This is a genomic window from Halorientalis marina, assembly GCF_023028345.1.
Taxonomy (GTDB): Archaea; Halobacteriota; Halobacteria; order Halobacteriales; family Haloarculaceae; genus Halorientalis; species Halorientalis marina.
This window is the reverse complement of the sequence record NZ_CP095488.1, coordinates 336091-351487: the sequence shown is the minus strand read 5'-3', so window position 1 is coordinate 351487 and position 15397 is coordinate 336091. Positions and strand designations below refer to the sequence as shown.

The window sequence follows — 15397 nt, the reverse complement described above, 5'->3', positions numbered from 1 at the left end:
GCCTTTACGATCACTCGCGGGAACGGAGGCGACCACGCAGGCGGCGTCCGCGACCGTTCAGGAGTTGATAACCCGTCGAGACCGCGAACAGCGCCAGCGAACCGCTGGCCAACACGAGCGGATCGACCGCGTCGAAGCCGGGTACCTCCGCCAGTGACACAACGACGGAAAAGAGTCCTCCGATGCCCAACGCGCGGTAGTACTCTCCCCAGGTGACGCCGAGGCCGTTGACAGTGTCCATATATCGGTGGAGGTGGTGGCTCTCAGGGCGGGGTCGGACGAGCTTCCGGTCCGGATCGTACTCGATGAGGCCGAACTCGTGGAGTTTCGGGAGATGTGTCTGGTTGAGGGCATTGTAGACGCTCTCGCGCAAGGGGCGCGGCGCGGGCGTGACGCCGGCCTCGCCGGCCGCGATCAGTTCCGACAGCTCCCGCAGGGTCGTCTCCTCGGGGCGACGCCAGAGTGCCGTCAGCGTCTCGCGCCGGCGCGCGTTGCTCAACAGGTGGTGGACGTCCGACTCTGGGATCGATGCGTGCGGGAACATTAGCTTCCAGTGACGTGCGCCGGGATAATACGTATAGTCGGCGTACCGAGACGACAGCGACCTGTTACGAGACGGTACGGTGTCCGGACAGAGCGGTACGACCCGACTACGCGGCCGGCTGGGAGCGATACGGTCGCCATATTCCGGGGGGTCGAAACCGGTATCGAGACCGTACGGACAGCTGTTTGAGGGCTCGAAACGGCTGAATCACTGCATAAGTAAAACCCCATCCCGCCTGGAGGGAGGTAACCCGACCCGGTCGGTCCTCGATGGGATGCGACCGGGCCGGGGTGGAACCAATCATGACAGACGACAACCCGAAACTGTACGACCTCTCTCGCCGCAAAATGCTCGCCGGTCTCGGTGCCGTGGGCCTTGCCTCCGTGGGCGCAGGTCTCGGTACTTCCGCGTTCTTCAGCGACACCGAATCCTTCTCGGATAACAGCCTCACCGCGGGGACCCTCGACATGAGCGTCACCGCGAACCTGGTGGCCGCTAACGAGTACTGGGTGAACGAGGGCGGACTCGACCTATCCGTCGTCGCCGATAGCGAGGACGCGGTGATGGGTCTGCAAATCGACGACATCAAGCCCGGCGACTGGGGCATCATCTGCTTCGAGATCGAAGTCGGCGACAACCCCGGCTACGTGCAGGTGTGCACGGAGAACTTCGCCGAAGCTGGCGGCGCCAACCCCGAACCCGAACAGGACGCGGAGGGCGACGCCGACAACGACGCCGACCTGGGCGAGTTCCTCTTGACGACCGTCTGGCAGGAGTACAACGGTGCCACCGACGGCACCGGGATGAAATCCGACCTCAACGTTCTCGACCCGGTGTTCAACAACAACAGCGACATCATCCCGCTCGCATACGGCGAGCCCGACCTCGACGGTGTCGTCGATGCTGACCAACACCACACCACTGCGCGTGAGGCCAACGACATTCTCGACGTGGCAAATGGCGGCTACATGATCAAAGACGACGCTGGCGAGCTGGCGGTCGTCGGCGACGCCGACAACGACGCCGACGTCTACGAGTTCTGTCTCCTCCTCGAGTTGCCCTACGAAGTCGGCAACGTGGTGCAGGGAGACAGCGTCGCCTTCGACCTCGTGTTCAAGACCGAACAGGTCCGGAACAACGACACCCCGTTCGCGAACAACGTGAGCGGGAACCAGACCAACGGGACCTCCCCATAATCAACGCACATGGCATCCGACAAACCACAACTACACGACCTCAGCCGGCGGAAAGTGCTGGCCGGACTCGGCGCAGTGGGCGCCGCGTCCGTCGGCGCTGGGCTCGGCACCTCGGCGTATTTCAGCGACACCGAGGTGTTCGGGAACAACTCCCTCACTGCTGGGACGCTCGATCTCAAACTCGACTACAAGGCGACGTACTCCGGCGGCGAGGGCCGTCTGAGTGCGATTCAGCAGAACTACCCCGACGCCGAGGACCTCGGCGACGGCGTCTACCTGCTCGGGCAGGCCCCGACGCCTGCGGACATGCAGGAGTGGGAACAGCTTGTCCAGAGCGAGACGTTCGACTTCTGTTCCCCGGAAGCCGACGAGTACCTCATCAACGGTGACGAGATGCCGGTGTTCACGCTCGACGACGTCAAACCCGGTGACTCCGGCGAGGTTACCATCAGCTTCCACATCTGTGACAACCCCGCGTACCTCCAGCTGTCGGGAGACATCACCGAGAACGCGGAGAACGGTCAAACAGACCCCGAAATTGCCGCAGAGGGTGCTGACAACGACGGCATCGGCGAACTCGCGGACGAAATCGAGGTCTGTGTCTGGTACGACGAGGACTGTGACAACGTCTACGAGCCCACTGGCACCGGACAACAGAACGAACTGGAAGTGGCGCTCGTCAGTGACACGTCCGGTTCGATGAGCGGAGAAATCGGCGACCTACAGTTTGCCGCGAAGAACTTCGTCGACAACCTTTCATCGCCGGACGAGGCGGCCGCGATCTCCTTCGCCTCCTCCGCGTCGCTCGACCAGGAGTTGACGACCGACTACCAGGCCGTCAAAGACGCCATCGACAACTACTCCGCAGGCGGGGGGACGAACATGACCGCCGGTATCGACGAGGGCGCGGACGAACTCCTCAACGGCACCAACGCGACGGCCGGTGCCTCGAAGGTGATGATCGTCCTCTCGGACGGCGTCCCGAACAATTCGGGCCCGGCCACCGACGCGGCTACCGCCGCGAAGGACGCCGGGATCCGCATCTTCACTATCGCACTCGGCGCCGGTGCGGCAACCTCGTTCCTCGAGAACAACATCGCGACGTCACCGGACGACGCGTTCGTCGCCCCCGACCCCGCTGACCTCGACACCGTCTACGCGGAGATTGCACAGATCGTCCTCGATGGCGAGCAGAAGATACTCGAAGGGACGATGACCGAAGTCTTCGACGTCCTCTCCGACGGTTTCCTCCTCGACGGGAACCGCCAGGAAGACGGCACGCAACCGTACCCGGGTGCGACGACCCAGTGCATCGGCTTCGAGTGGGAACTCCCCTTCGAGGTCGGCAACCAGGTCCAGTCCGACTCCGTCGTCTTTGACATCGACGTCGACGCCGAACAGAGCCGAAACACCGACACACCGTTCGGGACGGCGCTGTAGCGTCATCTCCCGTCTTTGGCAGAACGGTACTCACGTACCACCAACAAATCAGACAAACCAATCATGACAGACGAAAAGACACAACTCTACAACCTCAGCCGGCGGAAAGTGCTGGCCGGGCTCGGTGCCGTGGGCGTCGCATCGGCCGGTGCTGGGCTCGGCACCTCCGCGTTCTTCAGTGACCGCGAAGCGTTCACGAACAACAGCCTCGTCGCCGGTGAACTCGACCTGCTGGTCGACTGGCAACAGCACTACCGCATGAACGGCGAGACGATGTTCGTCAACGCCCACCCCGACCACGACGGCGACGGCGAACAGTCCATCGCTGCCGACAACGCCGCTGGTCAAATCAGGTACAGCGACTTCCCGGACGAGGAGGACGAGGACAGCAACGGTGCGAACATCCCGTCGTTGGACTGTGACAACATCCCGCCGCTCTCGGAAGCGGAGTTCGGTGTTGACCCGACGACGGGCAACGAGATAAACTCACTCGTCCAGTTGGCCGACGTGAAGCCCGGCGACTCGGGCGAAATCACGTTCAGCCTCCACCTCTGTGACAACTCCGGCTACATCTGGATGCAGGCCGACGGCGTGAGCGAGAGCGAGGGTGTCGACACCGACCCCGAACTCGCCGTCGACACGAACCAAGTGCCGGACCTCGCGAACGCGATCAACGCGCGGCTCTGGTACGACGAGGACTGTGACAACGTCTACGACTCCGCGGAGCCGGTCGACATCATGCTCACGCTCGACTTCTCCGGCTCGATGCTGTACGACCAGTTCGGCGGCGTGGTCAACGACGACGACATCACGACCAACGGGACCACCTACAGCGAGACGACGAAGATCGACCTCGTCGAGCTCGGCACCCGACAGTTCATCGACTTCCTCCAGAACGCGAACGCGGACGTTGAGGTCGGTGTCGCGTACTTCGACGGCGAGAAGAGCGGCGACAACGAGCCCCGGACCGGCATCTTGCAGCCCCTGACCAACGACCTGTCCGTTGTCGACGGCGCGCTCTCGGGCCTGCGACAAAAGCTCGCCAACGTCGTGAGCGGTGGCGCGGGCTCGACTCCGACCGACGGCGACGGCAACCCGGACCCGTTCGCGGGCAGCGGTATCGCGACGGGCACCTACATCGGCGAGGGCATCGACGACGCACAGGGCGAACTGGCCACGAACGGCCGCCCCAGCGCGGTGGCCCGGAACATCGTCCTCTCGGACGGGGAGTCGTTCAACGGGACCGGCAGCACCCAGTTCTCCTCGCCTACCGATGCAGCGGCCGACGCCCGTGCGGCGTCGCCAACCCCCGCGACCGAAGTGTACACGATCAACGTGAACGGCAGCGCCAGCACGCTGCAGGCGATGGCCGGTCCAGCTGGCGGGGCGGGCGGCGCCCCAGCGTTCTTCTACGACCTCGACGACCCGCTGAACATCTCGACGGTGTTTGGCAACCTCGCCGCGCTGGCGACACAGGAGAAAATCATCATGGAGGACACGCTCGCGAACGTCCTCGCCGAGCTCGCGGAGGGTAACGGCATCCCGCTCGACGGCAACCGCGCGACGCTGTACGACGAACTGTCGGACCCGGCCGACGACGAAGACCGCGACGCGTTCCGCGGTGACGGCGTGATGCACTGCGTCGCACTCGAGTGGGAACTTCCCTTCGATGTCGGCAACGAAGTCCAGGGCGACACGGTGTCGTTCGACCTGGGCTTCTACACTGAGCAGGAGCGCAACAACGACGGCAGCGGGCCGATGGGCGCCTGAGCCACCAGGCCGGCTTTCACGGTCGTCCACACGGTTTTCGTTTCCCGGTTTGGGACGGGGCGGTGGGGCCGACGAGTGCGGGTGTACGGACACCGTACCACCGGTCGATGGCCTGGGGGTCGGTCCGCAGGGCGACCGTACCGGCCGGCGGGGACTCCATACCTATGCCGGCAGGTGACCAGGAGCGAGTAGCGAACGACGACACGGAGAGACAACAATGCAACTGACACGACGGAAACTATTGGGGACCATCGGCATCGGCACGCTCGGTGTCGGTGTGTTGGGCGGCCACGGGGGGCCGGAGTTCAGCCACTACACGTACGCGGCGACCGGGGACCTCGACGACCGGCGGGTCAGGGTCGCCTGGTACGAGCGGTACAACGGCGACTTCCGGGAGAACCAGGCCGGGACGACTGCGAGCCTCGACGAGACGCTCGATCCCGATCAGGCCCCGGCCTACGTCACTGAGGCAACGTACGTCACGGATGCCTCGGGCCCGGTGCTCTCGGTCGGCGACGTGTTGCCGGGCGACGAGGGAGTCCTTGTCGTCGGTCTCGAAGCGGTCGCGGACGCGGATTTCGTGCCGGAGCCAGTCGACGTGTGGTTCCGAGCCACCGTGACCGGCGACGACGAGAGCGGTATCAACGGCCCAGAAGCGGCGGCCGGCGACACGACGGTCGACGACGGGGAACTCGACGAAGAGCTCCTCGTCGAGGGCTGGAAGGACGGGTCGCCGCTGGGTTCCTGTGACGGGACCAAGCAGTTCGATGAGGACCTCGAGGGGCCGTTGGTGGCACGGGCCCCGCTGAGCGAGGCCTTCGGCGCGACGAGCGACGCCGGGTCGGCGACGGGCTTGCTCGGACTCACGGGACTCGACCCGGGGCAGAGTCGGTGTGTCGCGCTCGCGTGGACGTTCACGTACGACGCGGCGACGAACCGGTCGCAGGGCGACAGCGTCGCCTTCGACGTGGCGTTCGGCGCGGTGCCGGTCGACAGCGAGAGCCCGTTCACGGAGGAGCGATGAGCCTGACCCGACGGCACGTGCTCGCGTCCCTGGCCGCCGGCGGTGCCGGCGCGCTGACCTGGACCGGGACCGGCGCGCTGCTAGGCGACGTCGAGACCGGCCGGAAACGGCTGACGACCGGCATCGTCGATCTGCGTGTCGAGTACTGGCTCGTCTCGGGTCCCGGTGCGGTCGGCGGGATCGACCCGTCGGACCCGGACGGCGTCGTCGACGGCCCGCGCATCGACGTGCCCGTCGAGACCCTCGACGACGACGAGCCCCGCGGGAGTATGCTCGTCCGGTTCGCGCTCCCCCGGCCCGAGGGCGGGGTCAACAACCCGGTCAGCCTCTGGCTGCAGACGGCGTGTCCCGAGCCGGATCCGCTGGCGGAGGTCCTCGACCTACGGCTGTCCTACGCCACCCCCGACGGGACGGTCGACACGATCATCGCCGAGGGATCGCTCCGGGACGTGGCCGAACGGTTCCGGGCCGGTGAGCGACTCGCTCCGGCCACCTCGACGGACGAGAACGGGTGTCTCACCGATGAACTGTTCGTCCTCGTGGAATACGATCTCGGATTGTTCGTCGGCGAGGGGACGACGGGCCTCCCGCTGTACGTCGCGGCGACGCAGTGTCGCAACACCGACCCCGACAGCAATCCGTTCGGGACCGTCGACGTCGAGACCTGCGAGCCGGTGACTGCCTGTGACTGCTGCTGGGCCATCGGGAAAGTCGAGATCGACGACGATGGGTTCACCGCCGGACGAACCTACGACTTCACCGAAGGTGTGGTTGGCTACGGCATCCATGTGACCGACACGGACGGCGAGTCGGGCGTCGCCTTCGAGGTGGTCGCCACCGACAGTCACGCAGCTGGCGGTGCGGTTCCGCCGCTCTGTGAGGTCCAGGTCAAGGGCGGGCAGCGCGACAAGCGGTACGGCCGCAAGTCGGACGCGCGCGGGACCGAGACTGGTTCCCTCGAAGGAACCGTCGACGGACTGGTCTATGCGCCGGAGAACCCGAACAGTGGCGAGCGCTACGGGATCAGCTACGTGCTGGTGAAGGTGTGCGCGCCGGAGGCCGGGCGCGACTGTCCGGACGACCTGGTCGAACCCGCGGCGAGCGTCGGCGGTCCCGGACGGGGCCGCCCGGACCGGCCGGGGAGGGGGCGATGAGCGACCGGACGCGGCGCGTGGCTGCGATGGCCCCGTCGCCACGCCAGGTCGGGGCCGTTCTCGGGACGCTCCTGGTGATCGCGGTGGTCGTGCCGTTCGCTGTCTTCGCGGTGCCGCAGGTGATTGGCGCGGACCACGGCTTCGTCACCCTCTCGGGGAGCATGGAACCGGACATCGCGCCCGGCGACGTGGTGATTGTCGACGCCTCGGCGTCGGTCGGGGTGGGTGACGTTATCACGTTCTCAGAAGACAGCGACGTGCCGGTGACCCACCGGATCGTCGGCGAGCAGGATGGACAGTGGGTGACGAAAGGCGACGCGAACGAGGACGCCGACGCCCGCCCTGTCTCGCCGGAGAACGTGCTCGGCCGGGTCGTCCTCACGATTCCGCTAATCGGGCACGTGATCCTCTGGGCGAACACGCCGGTCGGCTACGTCGTGCTCGTGCTGGTACCGCTGGTCCTGTTGCTCGCCAACGAACTCCTCTCGTGGGCGCGAGCCCGCGACGGTGAGGAGAAAGCGGGTGGGAATGACGACTCCGATCCGGTCGCCGCGGCCGAGTCGGAAAAAAAGAGCGGCAACCGGACTGACGGCGACGAAAGAAGTGACGAGGACACCATGACACAGACACGGGACAGTGAGAGCGAGGTTCGGTCGACAGCGCCGGCAACGGCTACCGGGCCGGCGGGGCCGGCGTCGGTGACCCTTGCAGTCGCGGACCTGAAACTCAGTCTCCTCGCGTCGCTCGCGCTGGTCGCCTACGCCGCGTGGAACGTCTACGTGGAGGTGACGACGGTCGGGGCGCCCAATCCGATCTCGGTCGGCGCGCTGACCGCCGGCCTGCTCGGCCTGCTGTTCACCGGCTGGGTGACCGCCCACGCGTGGTACACGACCAGGAACGCCCGCGCTGCGGCCGCGGCGGCCGACGATGCCGGGCGGTCCGACTGGCCGATGCCCGAGACTGACGGCGGTGTCGCAAGTGGGGCGAGCAGGACGACGGCGGACGGCGGCGCGGACGATGACACCGATCCGGAGGCGGAGCGATGAGCCGCGCGACGGTCGCCTGCTTCGTCGCCGCGGTCGCGGTCTTCGCAGCGGCGACGACCGGCGTCGGCGGTTCGTCAGCCCTCCTCACCGACGAAGAGGGGTTCGAAGCGACCTTCGAGGTCAACGTCGACGCGGACCGGTTCGACGTCCGGTCGGGTCCCAAGGAGTTCGGGCCGCTGGCCGAAGACGAGGACAGTCAGCCTGTCGCACTCGACGGGAACGGGAGTGACGAACCGGACGCCGAGGAGGACGGAAACAGTACGACCGAGCACACCGGCAACGAGTCGGCCACCCCCGGATCACCCGGTGGCGACGACGGGACCGATACCGACGGACCGGACGGCAGGGCCGATGATGTCGACGCTGCGGACGATCCCGACGGTACCGAGACGCCGCCAATTGCGGACGGCAGTGACGGAGACGCACCGGTCGACGGGAGCGGCGGTGTCACAACGACCCCCGACGGCGAGACCGATTCCGGACCGACGCCGGGCGGATCGGTGTCGAGTGACGACGCCACGGACGGCGGGGACAGCGATTCCACCAGTGACGCCGACGGCGACGCGTCGGCCGACACAGGTGGACCGCCGGATGGGTCGGGTGACGGCACCGGGGACGCCGACGCGGCCGGAGACGACGACACGGCGACCGACGGCTCCGACTTGACCGGCGACGACGAGGCCGTCACCGACGGAGGCACGGACTACCCAGACACGGCAGCCGACGCAGGCGGACCGCCGGACGGGTCGGATGACGACACAGGGGACGCCGACGCGGCCGGAGACGGCGACACGGCGACCGACGGCTTCGACTCGACCGGCGACGACGAGGCTGTCACCGACGGAGACACGGACTACCCAGACACGGCGGCCGACGCGACCTCCAAAGTGTCGACCGATCGCGACGGGACCGAGGCCGACGAGTCTGACGCGGACGGCGACGGGTCGACGGACACCGATGCTCCCTCGGACGACGACGGGACCGAGGCCGACGAGTCCGAACCGGACGGCGACGGGATCAAGGCCGAGGACCCCACGAGCGGATCCGAGAACACCGCGGACGGATCGGGCGGCGGTGGCGGAGACGCCGGAAGCGACGGTGACGGTGCCGCCGGTTCCGCGACCGAGTCGGCCGACGGGTCGGACGGTGACGGCGGCTCCGGGGCGTCCGGTAGCACCGACGACGGGTCCACGGACAGCGGAGGAGACGACGTCGGGTCGCCAGACAGCGGTACCGACGGCGGCGGCTCCGACGGCCAGAGTGACGGCGAAGGACCGACTGCGGCCACCGACGGGACGACGTGATGGCTCCGAGCGTCGGGAGCAGGGGGCCCAAGCCACCGGGGATGGTCGCCGGCGCCCCGCGACGGAACGCAGTCGTCCTGTTCGTCTACCTGCTCGTTCTCATCATCGCGGCGAGCTACCTCGTGCGGCTTTTTTGATCGCTCGCCCTTACACGCGCCGGCGCACCCTCTCGTGCAGTTCGATCGGCCCGACGGTAGCGATCCCAGTGCGAACTGTCGAAATCGAAGTGTTCCGGGCTGCCGAGTGGGAGCACATCGTCTTCGAAGAAGTCTCTCAGATCCACGTCGGTGCTGCCCCAGATCCTGACGGTCTCCAGCTCACGCTCACTGGCGAGCGGGAGGGGCGCCCGAACCAAGTCGAGACCGGCATTCTTGACGTTGCCGAGCGCAACGAGCCGCTACTGAATTCGTCCATCCCCCGGACGGACGACGGAACAAGTCTCGCGTTAGCAGTCCGCGACAACACGCTATCTTAACCAACAATCTAGAAATTTCCAGCAGATTCTCGACAGGACCGACGTATTGTTGGTTAAGAAAATGCCGTCGGCTCTCGGCGAGTTTGTTCTCTCCGGGCCGGCCGAGAACATGGCTATCCAGACTGAAGCGACCGACGGCCAACAGACTACGTTCAAACAGGTTACAGCTACCGAATCCCGACCCGACAGCCAGCAGATCCGGGCCGCAGTCCAAGAGCAAGTTAGCGACAACAGTTCGCTTCGGACGATCCGTGATCGCGTCCTCAAGACGCTCTGCCAGCAAGTCCCCGGCCTCGGCGTGGCCGACATTCACGACCTTCGGGTGAGTCTCGACATCGACGTTGACGCCGATGCGCCCGTCGACGCCCAGGTCTCGTCGATTCTCTAGGCAACCGTCGCGACGCTCGCCGAGTGGAATCACATCTGAGAAGATTTAAATGTCAGAGAACTTCACGCTCGGAGATTCCGGCGCCGGCGGCCGCCGCTCTCGTGCTGGCGACGTTCGGATCGATGTCGAACAGCGGGCCACCGAGACCGCCGCCGGCCAGTGGGAGTATCTCGCCCACACAGAGAACCGGATCACGTGACACATTCCCGGCGAGACGTCGACGCTAACGCTACACAGAGGCGACACGGGGACGACACTGAAACGAGGGACACGGATCGCCGGGACCGAAGACAGGCTCGTCGACGGACTGGAGTTGGCTGCCGCGTACATGCGTGACCATCCGAAGGGGAAGTCGCGATGGTCCTGATCGAACGCAACGGCTGGCCTGCGGTCGAGCGCCAGCGCGTCGACGAGGCACTACGGCGGGCCCGCTGGTCGCAAGCCATCGAACCGCACAAGTGCCGGTTCTGGTGCGTGTTCGACGACACACTCCTCGCGCACTATCCCGAGTGTCGCTTCAAGCGGGACGAGCAGGTTTCTCTCAGCGATTTTGGTGACGCATGACCGATCCCGACCCAGCGCTTCGCAAGCAGTTGCCGCCGTCCAAACTCCCCGACACATCCAATTTCGACTTGATCAAAGCCGGCATCGCCTGTATGCGGCGCGAGGAAACTGTCCGCGAGTATATCGGCTACGAAAACACCCACCAGCAGCGCGTGGCCATTATCGAGTCGCTCGCGCTCCGGCACGACGAGCTGAAGGAGTAGCTCGTCGACGACCAGCGAGAGCAATCCGCGCTAGCAGTTTGTTCTCCCCGAGTCGAGTGAGGGCCGTGCCAGAGAGCCCGGCCCGTTCGTACCTATGTCCGTCGACGAATCCACAGCCACAAGTCCAGAGACCGACCAGCAGCCGACTCACGTCTGCGCTCTCTGCGAAGCATCGCTCGAGCAGAGTTGCCAACACCTCGCGGACAACCGAGAGACGCTCGTTTACGCGTGTCCCGACTGCCGGATCGGGGCAAAGGCCGTCGTCCAACAGTCCGGCGTGCCCAGTGAACGGTGTCAGCGCCGCCTCGACAGCGTCCAGGCCGATGCCGTGACCAATCCGTCGGTTTACACCCTGGCCGCCTTCGCGACCGACGAGTTTCCCGACGGCCAGTATCACGTTACCCGAACCGGCGAGCATACCTTCGAGATTAGCCTCCCCGAGTCAGCAACCCAGTGGGACATCTTCCGGCTCGTGGATCGGCTCTCCGTGGGGTCACTATCGGCTGTCGCCGAGAACCGGTGTATCGTCGTTCGTGATACGCGCTGGCCTGATACCTCAACAGAGCCTGTCCCTGACGGCGGTATCTTCCAGGCCCGAATTGCAGACGGAACCGTCCCTGATCCCGCCGACGACCCCTTTGCCGTCGCCGACGACCCCTTTGCCGTCGCCGACGACGAGTCCCGTACCAAGCGCGCTAAGCGCGAGGAGATGGACGTTTCGTTTCACCAGAAACCTGGTGTGTACGAGGTCCATTCGGCCTCCGGGAGTTACTACGATATCGACGTCGTCGCGGAGACGTGTACCTGCCCTGACTTCAAGCAGACCTGCAGTGATCCAGACACACCCGTCGACAAGTGCAAGCACTTGCGGCGGGTCGCCATCCAAATCCAGGCCGGCACCGTGCCACGGCCAGACGGGAAACTCCCCGACAGATAGGGAGTCCGAGGAGGAACGAACAGGGAACGCTGTCTAGAACTGGGGTGGGTCTTTATTCACCCGACGTGGCATCATTGGGGTATGTCTTCGTTCGGCGGGCAGTCAGCCCGTGAGCTCGCAGGCGCGGTGCGAAATGGCTCGCTGTCCTCTCTGGAACTCGTCGAGACGGCACTGGAGCGAATCGAGGCGAACGCGGCGTTGAACGCGTTCATCACGGTCATAGACGACAGAGCCCGTGAGCGCGCTCGTATGGCCGACCGAGCGGCCAGCCGCGATGAGAGTCTCGGTCCACTGCACGGCGTCCCGGTTGCGATCAAGGACCTCCGAAGTCGGAAGGCCGGCGTTCGAAATACGATGGGGCTGGCGCCGCTTGCGGAGAACGTCGCCGACGAGGACTCCATCGTGGTCGAACGGATAGAAGCCGCTGGCGGGGTCATCATCGGGATCACCAACACACCGGCGCTTGGCCATACCATCAAGACGGAGAACCGCATCGCTGGCGCAACACCGACCCCATTCGATCACGATCGGTCCGCTGGGGGCTCTTCGGGTGGATCCGCGGCTGCACTCGCGGTCGGCGCGGTGCAACTGGCGACCGGGTCGGACATCGGGGGATCGCTCCGGGTCCCGGCCGCCTGTTGCAACACCCTCGGCCTGAAACCGACGTTCGGACTCGTCCCCGAGCGCGTCCCGAGTGACGGATTCAGTACCCATTCGCCGGCGTTCGTCAGCGGGCCGATGGCTCGGACGACCGAGGACCTGGCCGTGTTTCTCGACGTCCTTGCAGGCCAGGACAGCCGCGATCCGTTCAGCGTGCCACGGCCGGAGATGGATTACGTGGTAGCGACTGAGCGGCCGACAGACGATCTCGCGGTGGCATACAGCCCGAATCTGGATCTGCAGCCAGTCGCACCGTCGGTGCGTGAGACGGTCGATGCCGCCGTCGATTCCCTCGCGGCTGCCGGCGTGACCGTCGATCCCGTTGACCTGTCGCTGCCCCCGTACGAGGAACTGTCGATGGCGTACGTCGAGCAGGTTGGCGTCTTTTTCACCTCGTTCGCCCAGCAACTCGCTGAACAATACGACATCGACTTCGAACGGGCGGACATCGAGGAGACGGTTCGCTCGACGATCGCACTCGGAACGGGGATCGATGCCACTGCCGAGCGGTTGCAGAACGTCCCTCGGACTGCCGCGTACGACGGCATCGAGGACGCGCTCGCTGGCTCTGATGTCCTCGTGACACCGACACTAACTGTGCCACCATATAGCAAACACCTGGCTGATGGGTACCCGACAGAGATCGACGGCCACTCGGTGCGGGGCGTTCCGACTGACGCGATGCTGACGTGGGTGTTCAACCTCACAGGACATCCCGCAGTGTCCGTGCCTGCCGGGTTCACTGACGACGGCCTGCCCGTCGGGCTCCAGATCGTCGGAAGGCGGTTTGCTGAGGCTGATATACTGAGCGTCGCCGCAGCACTCGAACGGGTCCGACCCTGGATGGCACAGTATCCCGAATCCTGAGCGACCGAACTATCTCTGCTCCACTGCCGACCCGCTTCCAGTAGTCGGCCAACAGACCACCCGAGCAGTCACGATTGGCTCACAGCATAACCTTCCCCGAACTCGGTCAGGCCTCGAAAGCAGCCAACCGCGGGGTTTCCAGCCCATCAAGGTCCTGTTCGGCTATAGTGCGAGCCAATCTGAGTACGCCATCATTGCTTGAACATCGACACTGTCCAGCGTCTACCACAGTGGTATATAGTATCCTGTAGCATAAAGATAGATATGGGTGCCAAGCCGAACGAGATCGGTCGGAACACGCTCGGAGACGCCGCAACCCGGGCGGCGCGGCGAACACCAAACAAGACTGCGTTCGCCGTTGTCGAAACCGGTCGCGAGGTGACGTTCAAAAAATTCAACGAGCGTGCGAACAGAGCTGCGCATGCATTCCGAGCTGCGGGGCTGGAGACGGGGGACCGGGTTGGCTTCGTCACGGGCAATTCCGAACGGATGCTCGCGGCAGAGTTCGGTGCGCTGAAAGGGGGGCTAGTTGCGGCCCTCAACAATACCGACCTCGACACGGGGACAGTGACTTACCAACTCGACAATGCCGACGTGGAGGCGGTCGTCGTCGACGAGCAACTGTATTCGAAGGTCGAGCCGTATGTAACGCAGGCAAACGTCGACACTGTCGTCGCAATTGAATGGGACGGCACTGCGGAGGGCGAGCGGGAAGCCTTCGAGTCGTTCATTGACGGGCATTCGAGTACCGAACCCGATGTCGAACGTGACGGTAGCGATCCGGCACTCATCCTCTATACGAGCGGGACGACATCTCGACCGAAAGGCGTCCTGCATACGCACGCGTCGTACTCGTACAATACGGCCAACGTAATGATCAAGCACGATCTGCAGAGTTCCGATGTCGTGGCGAGCGTCCACCCGCTCTTTCATATCGTCGAGACGTATCTCCGTGCCGGCGTCGAACTCTCGGCAACGAACGTGATACTGAGGGAGTTCGAGCCAGAGCGGTTTCTGACGGCGATCGATGAGTACGACATTACGGCGTTTTATCTCATGAGTTCCATCTACCGCCGCCTCAGCAACGAGACCGACTTGGACTCCTACGACCTCTCCAGTGTCCGCCACTGTGGATACGGGATGCCGATGGAAATGTCGCTTCGGAAGCGGGTGATCGACGCGTTCGACGCTGACCTCCAACTGGGAATGGGCCAGACAGAGGCGGGCATGATCATGTTCTTCGACCCGAAGTGGCAGCTCAAGAAAGATGGAAACTACATCGGTCGGTCGGGCCCGTACGCGGACGCGGCAATCATGGACGACGACGGAACCATCCTCCAACAGGGCGAAGTGGGAGAGATCGTGGTCCGCAGTCCCGCAGTCATGGATCGGTACCTCAACAACGAAGAGAAAACGAGGGAGTTGTGGCGCGACGGCTGGCATCGCACCGGCGATATCGGAAAGTTCGATGAGGATGGCCTTCTACTGTTCGTTGACCGCAAGAAGGACATGATAAAGACCGGCGGTGAGAACGTCTCGACGACGAAGGTACAAAACGTCGTGAGTGATCACCCTGCCGTTGAAGAGGCAATCGTCGTCGGACTGCCACACGAGAAGTGGACCGAGGCCGTCACGGCATTCGTCATTCTAGCCGATACTGCCGACGCGACCGAAGCCGACATCCGCTCTTTTCTCCGCGAGCGATTGGCGAGTTTCGAGGTTCCGAAAGACATCGAGTTCGTCGACGATCTTCCGCGGACTGCAACCGGCAAGATCCGGAAAGTCGAAATCAAAGAGGAGTACGAGGACAAGTATCGATGACCGT

At 64.8% G+C, this 15397-nt stretch carries 17 protein-coding genes; 16 read left to right on the top strand and 1 reads right to left on the bottom strand.

Going from position 1 to position 15397, the window contains the following annotated elements; genetic code table 11:
* Window positions 1-10: 10 nt before the first annotated feature.
* Window positions 11-544 (bottom strand): DUF7344 domain-containing protein, encoded by a 534-nt coding sequence (locus tag MUG96_RS20705; RefSeq protein ID WP_246989047.1) that lies wholly within the window; start codon window positions 542-544, stop codon window positions 11-13.
* 302 nt (window positions 545-846) lie between these two features.
* Here MUG96_RS20705 and MUG96_RS20700 point away from each other — a divergent pair, with 302 nt between their 5' ends.
* The 16 genes from MUG96_RS20700 to MUG96_RS20625 all read left to right on the top strand — a co-directional run bounded on the left by MUG96_RS20700 (window position 847) and on the right by MUG96_RS20625 (window position 15393).
* A complete protein-coding gene (locus MUG96_RS20700) occupies window positions 847-1740 on the top strand; it encodes a SipW-dependent-type signal peptide-containing protein (RefSeq protein ID WP_246989045.1) in 894 nt (297 codons plus the stop codon).
* Between the two features lie 9 nt (window positions 1741-1749).
* Window positions 1750-3180 (top strand): vWA domain-containing protein, encoded by a 1431-nt coding sequence (locus tag MUG96_RS20695; protein ID WP_246989043.1) that lies wholly within the window; start codon window positions 1750-1752, stop codon window positions 3178-3180.
* A 63-nt stretch (window positions 3181-3243) separates the two neighbouring features.
* Window positions 3244-4950 carry a SipW-dependent-type signal peptide-containing protein gene (locus MUG96_RS20690; protein ID WP_246989041.1) on the top strand — a complete coding sequence of 569 codons (1707 nt, stop codon included), beginning with the start codon at window positions 3244-3246 and terminating at the stop codon, window positions 4948-4950.
* Between the two features lie 217 nt (window positions 4951-5167).
* Window positions 5168-5974 (top strand): hypothetical protein, encoded by an 807-nt coding sequence (locus tag MUG96_RS20685; protein WP_246989039.1) that lies wholly within the window; start codon window positions 5168-5170, stop codon window positions 5972-5974.
* Window positions 5971-7128 carry a hypothetical protein gene (locus MUG96_RS20680; RefSeq protein ID WP_246989037.1) on the top strand — a complete coding sequence of 386 codons (1158 nt, stop codon included), beginning with the start codon at window positions 5971-5973 and terminating at the stop codon, window positions 7126-7128. Before MUG96_RS20685 ends, MUG96_RS20680 begins: the two co-directional genes overlap by 4 nt.
* Window positions 7125-8174 (top strand): signal peptidase I, encoded by a 1050-nt coding sequence (locus tag MUG96_RS20675; protein ID WP_246989035.1) that lies wholly within the window; start codon window positions 7125-7127, stop codon window positions 8172-8174. The genes MUG96_RS20680 and MUG96_RS20675 overlap by 4 nt, the downstream gene beginning before the upstream one ends.
* Window positions 8171-9478, top strand: coding sequence for a hypothetical protein (locus MUG96_RS20670; RefSeq protein ID WP_246989033.1), 1308 nt, complete (start codon window positions 8171-8173; stop codon window positions 9476-9478). Before MUG96_RS20675 ends, MUG96_RS20670 begins: the two co-directional genes overlap by 4 nt.
* Window positions 9478-9615 (top strand): hypothetical protein, encoded by a 138-nt coding sequence (locus MUG96_RS20665; protein ID WP_246989031.1) that lies wholly within the window; start codon window positions 9478-9480, stop codon window positions 9613-9615. Before MUG96_RS20670 ends, MUG96_RS20665 begins: the two co-directional genes overlap by 1 nt.
* A 68-nt stretch (window positions 9616-9683) precedes the next feature.
* Window positions 9684-9953 carry a hypothetical protein gene (locus MUG96_RS20660; protein ID WP_246989029.1) on the top strand — a complete coding sequence of 90 codons (270 nt, stop codon included), beginning with the start codon at window positions 9684-9686 and terminating at the stop codon, window positions 9951-9953.
* Window positions 9954-10014: 61 nt separating this feature from the next.
* Window positions 10015-10341 (top strand): hypothetical protein, encoded by a 327-nt coding sequence (locus MUG96_RS20655; protein ID WP_246989027.1) that lies wholly within the window; start codon window positions 10015-10017, stop codon window positions 10339-10341.
* A gap of 49 nt (window positions 10342-10390) precedes the next feature.
* Window positions 10391-10540 (top strand): hypothetical protein, encoded by a 150-nt coding sequence (locus MUG96_RS20650; protein ID WP_246989025.1) that lies wholly within the window; start codon window positions 10391-10393, stop codon window positions 10538-10540.
* A gap of 158 nt (window positions 10541-10698) precedes the next feature.
* Window positions 10699-10905, top strand: a complete 207-nt coding sequence (locus tag MUG96_RS20645) for a hypothetical protein (protein WP_246989023.1) — start codon at window positions 10699-10701, stop codon at window positions 10903-10905.
* Window positions 10902-11108: a DUF8129 domain-containing protein gene (locus MUG96_RS20640; RefSeq protein WP_246989020.1), complete on the top strand. Its 207-nt coding sequence runs from the start codon at window positions 10902-10904 to the stop codon at window positions 11106-11108. Before MUG96_RS20645 ends, MUG96_RS20640 begins: the two co-directional genes overlap by 4 nt.
* A gap of 94 nt (window positions 11109-11202) precedes the next feature.
* Window positions 11203-12045 carry a hypothetical protein gene (locus MUG96_RS20635; protein ID WP_246989018.1) on the top strand — a complete coding sequence of 281 codons (843 nt, stop codon included), beginning with the start codon at window positions 11203-11205 and terminating at the stop codon, window positions 12043-12045.
* An 81-nt stretch (window positions 12046-12126) separates the two neighbouring features.
* Complete coding sequence (locus MUG96_RS20630) at window positions 12127-13572, top strand: amidase (protein WP_246989016.1); 1446 nt, start codon at window positions 12127-12129, stop codon at window positions 13570-13572.
* A gap of 198 nt (window positions 13573-13770) precedes the next feature.
* Window positions 13771-15393, top strand: a complete 1623-nt coding sequence (locus MUG96_RS20625) for a class I adenylate-forming enzyme family protein (RefSeq protein WP_246989013.1) — start codon at window positions 13771-13773, stop codon at window positions 15391-15393.
* Window positions 15394-15397: the final 4 nt, after the last annotated feature.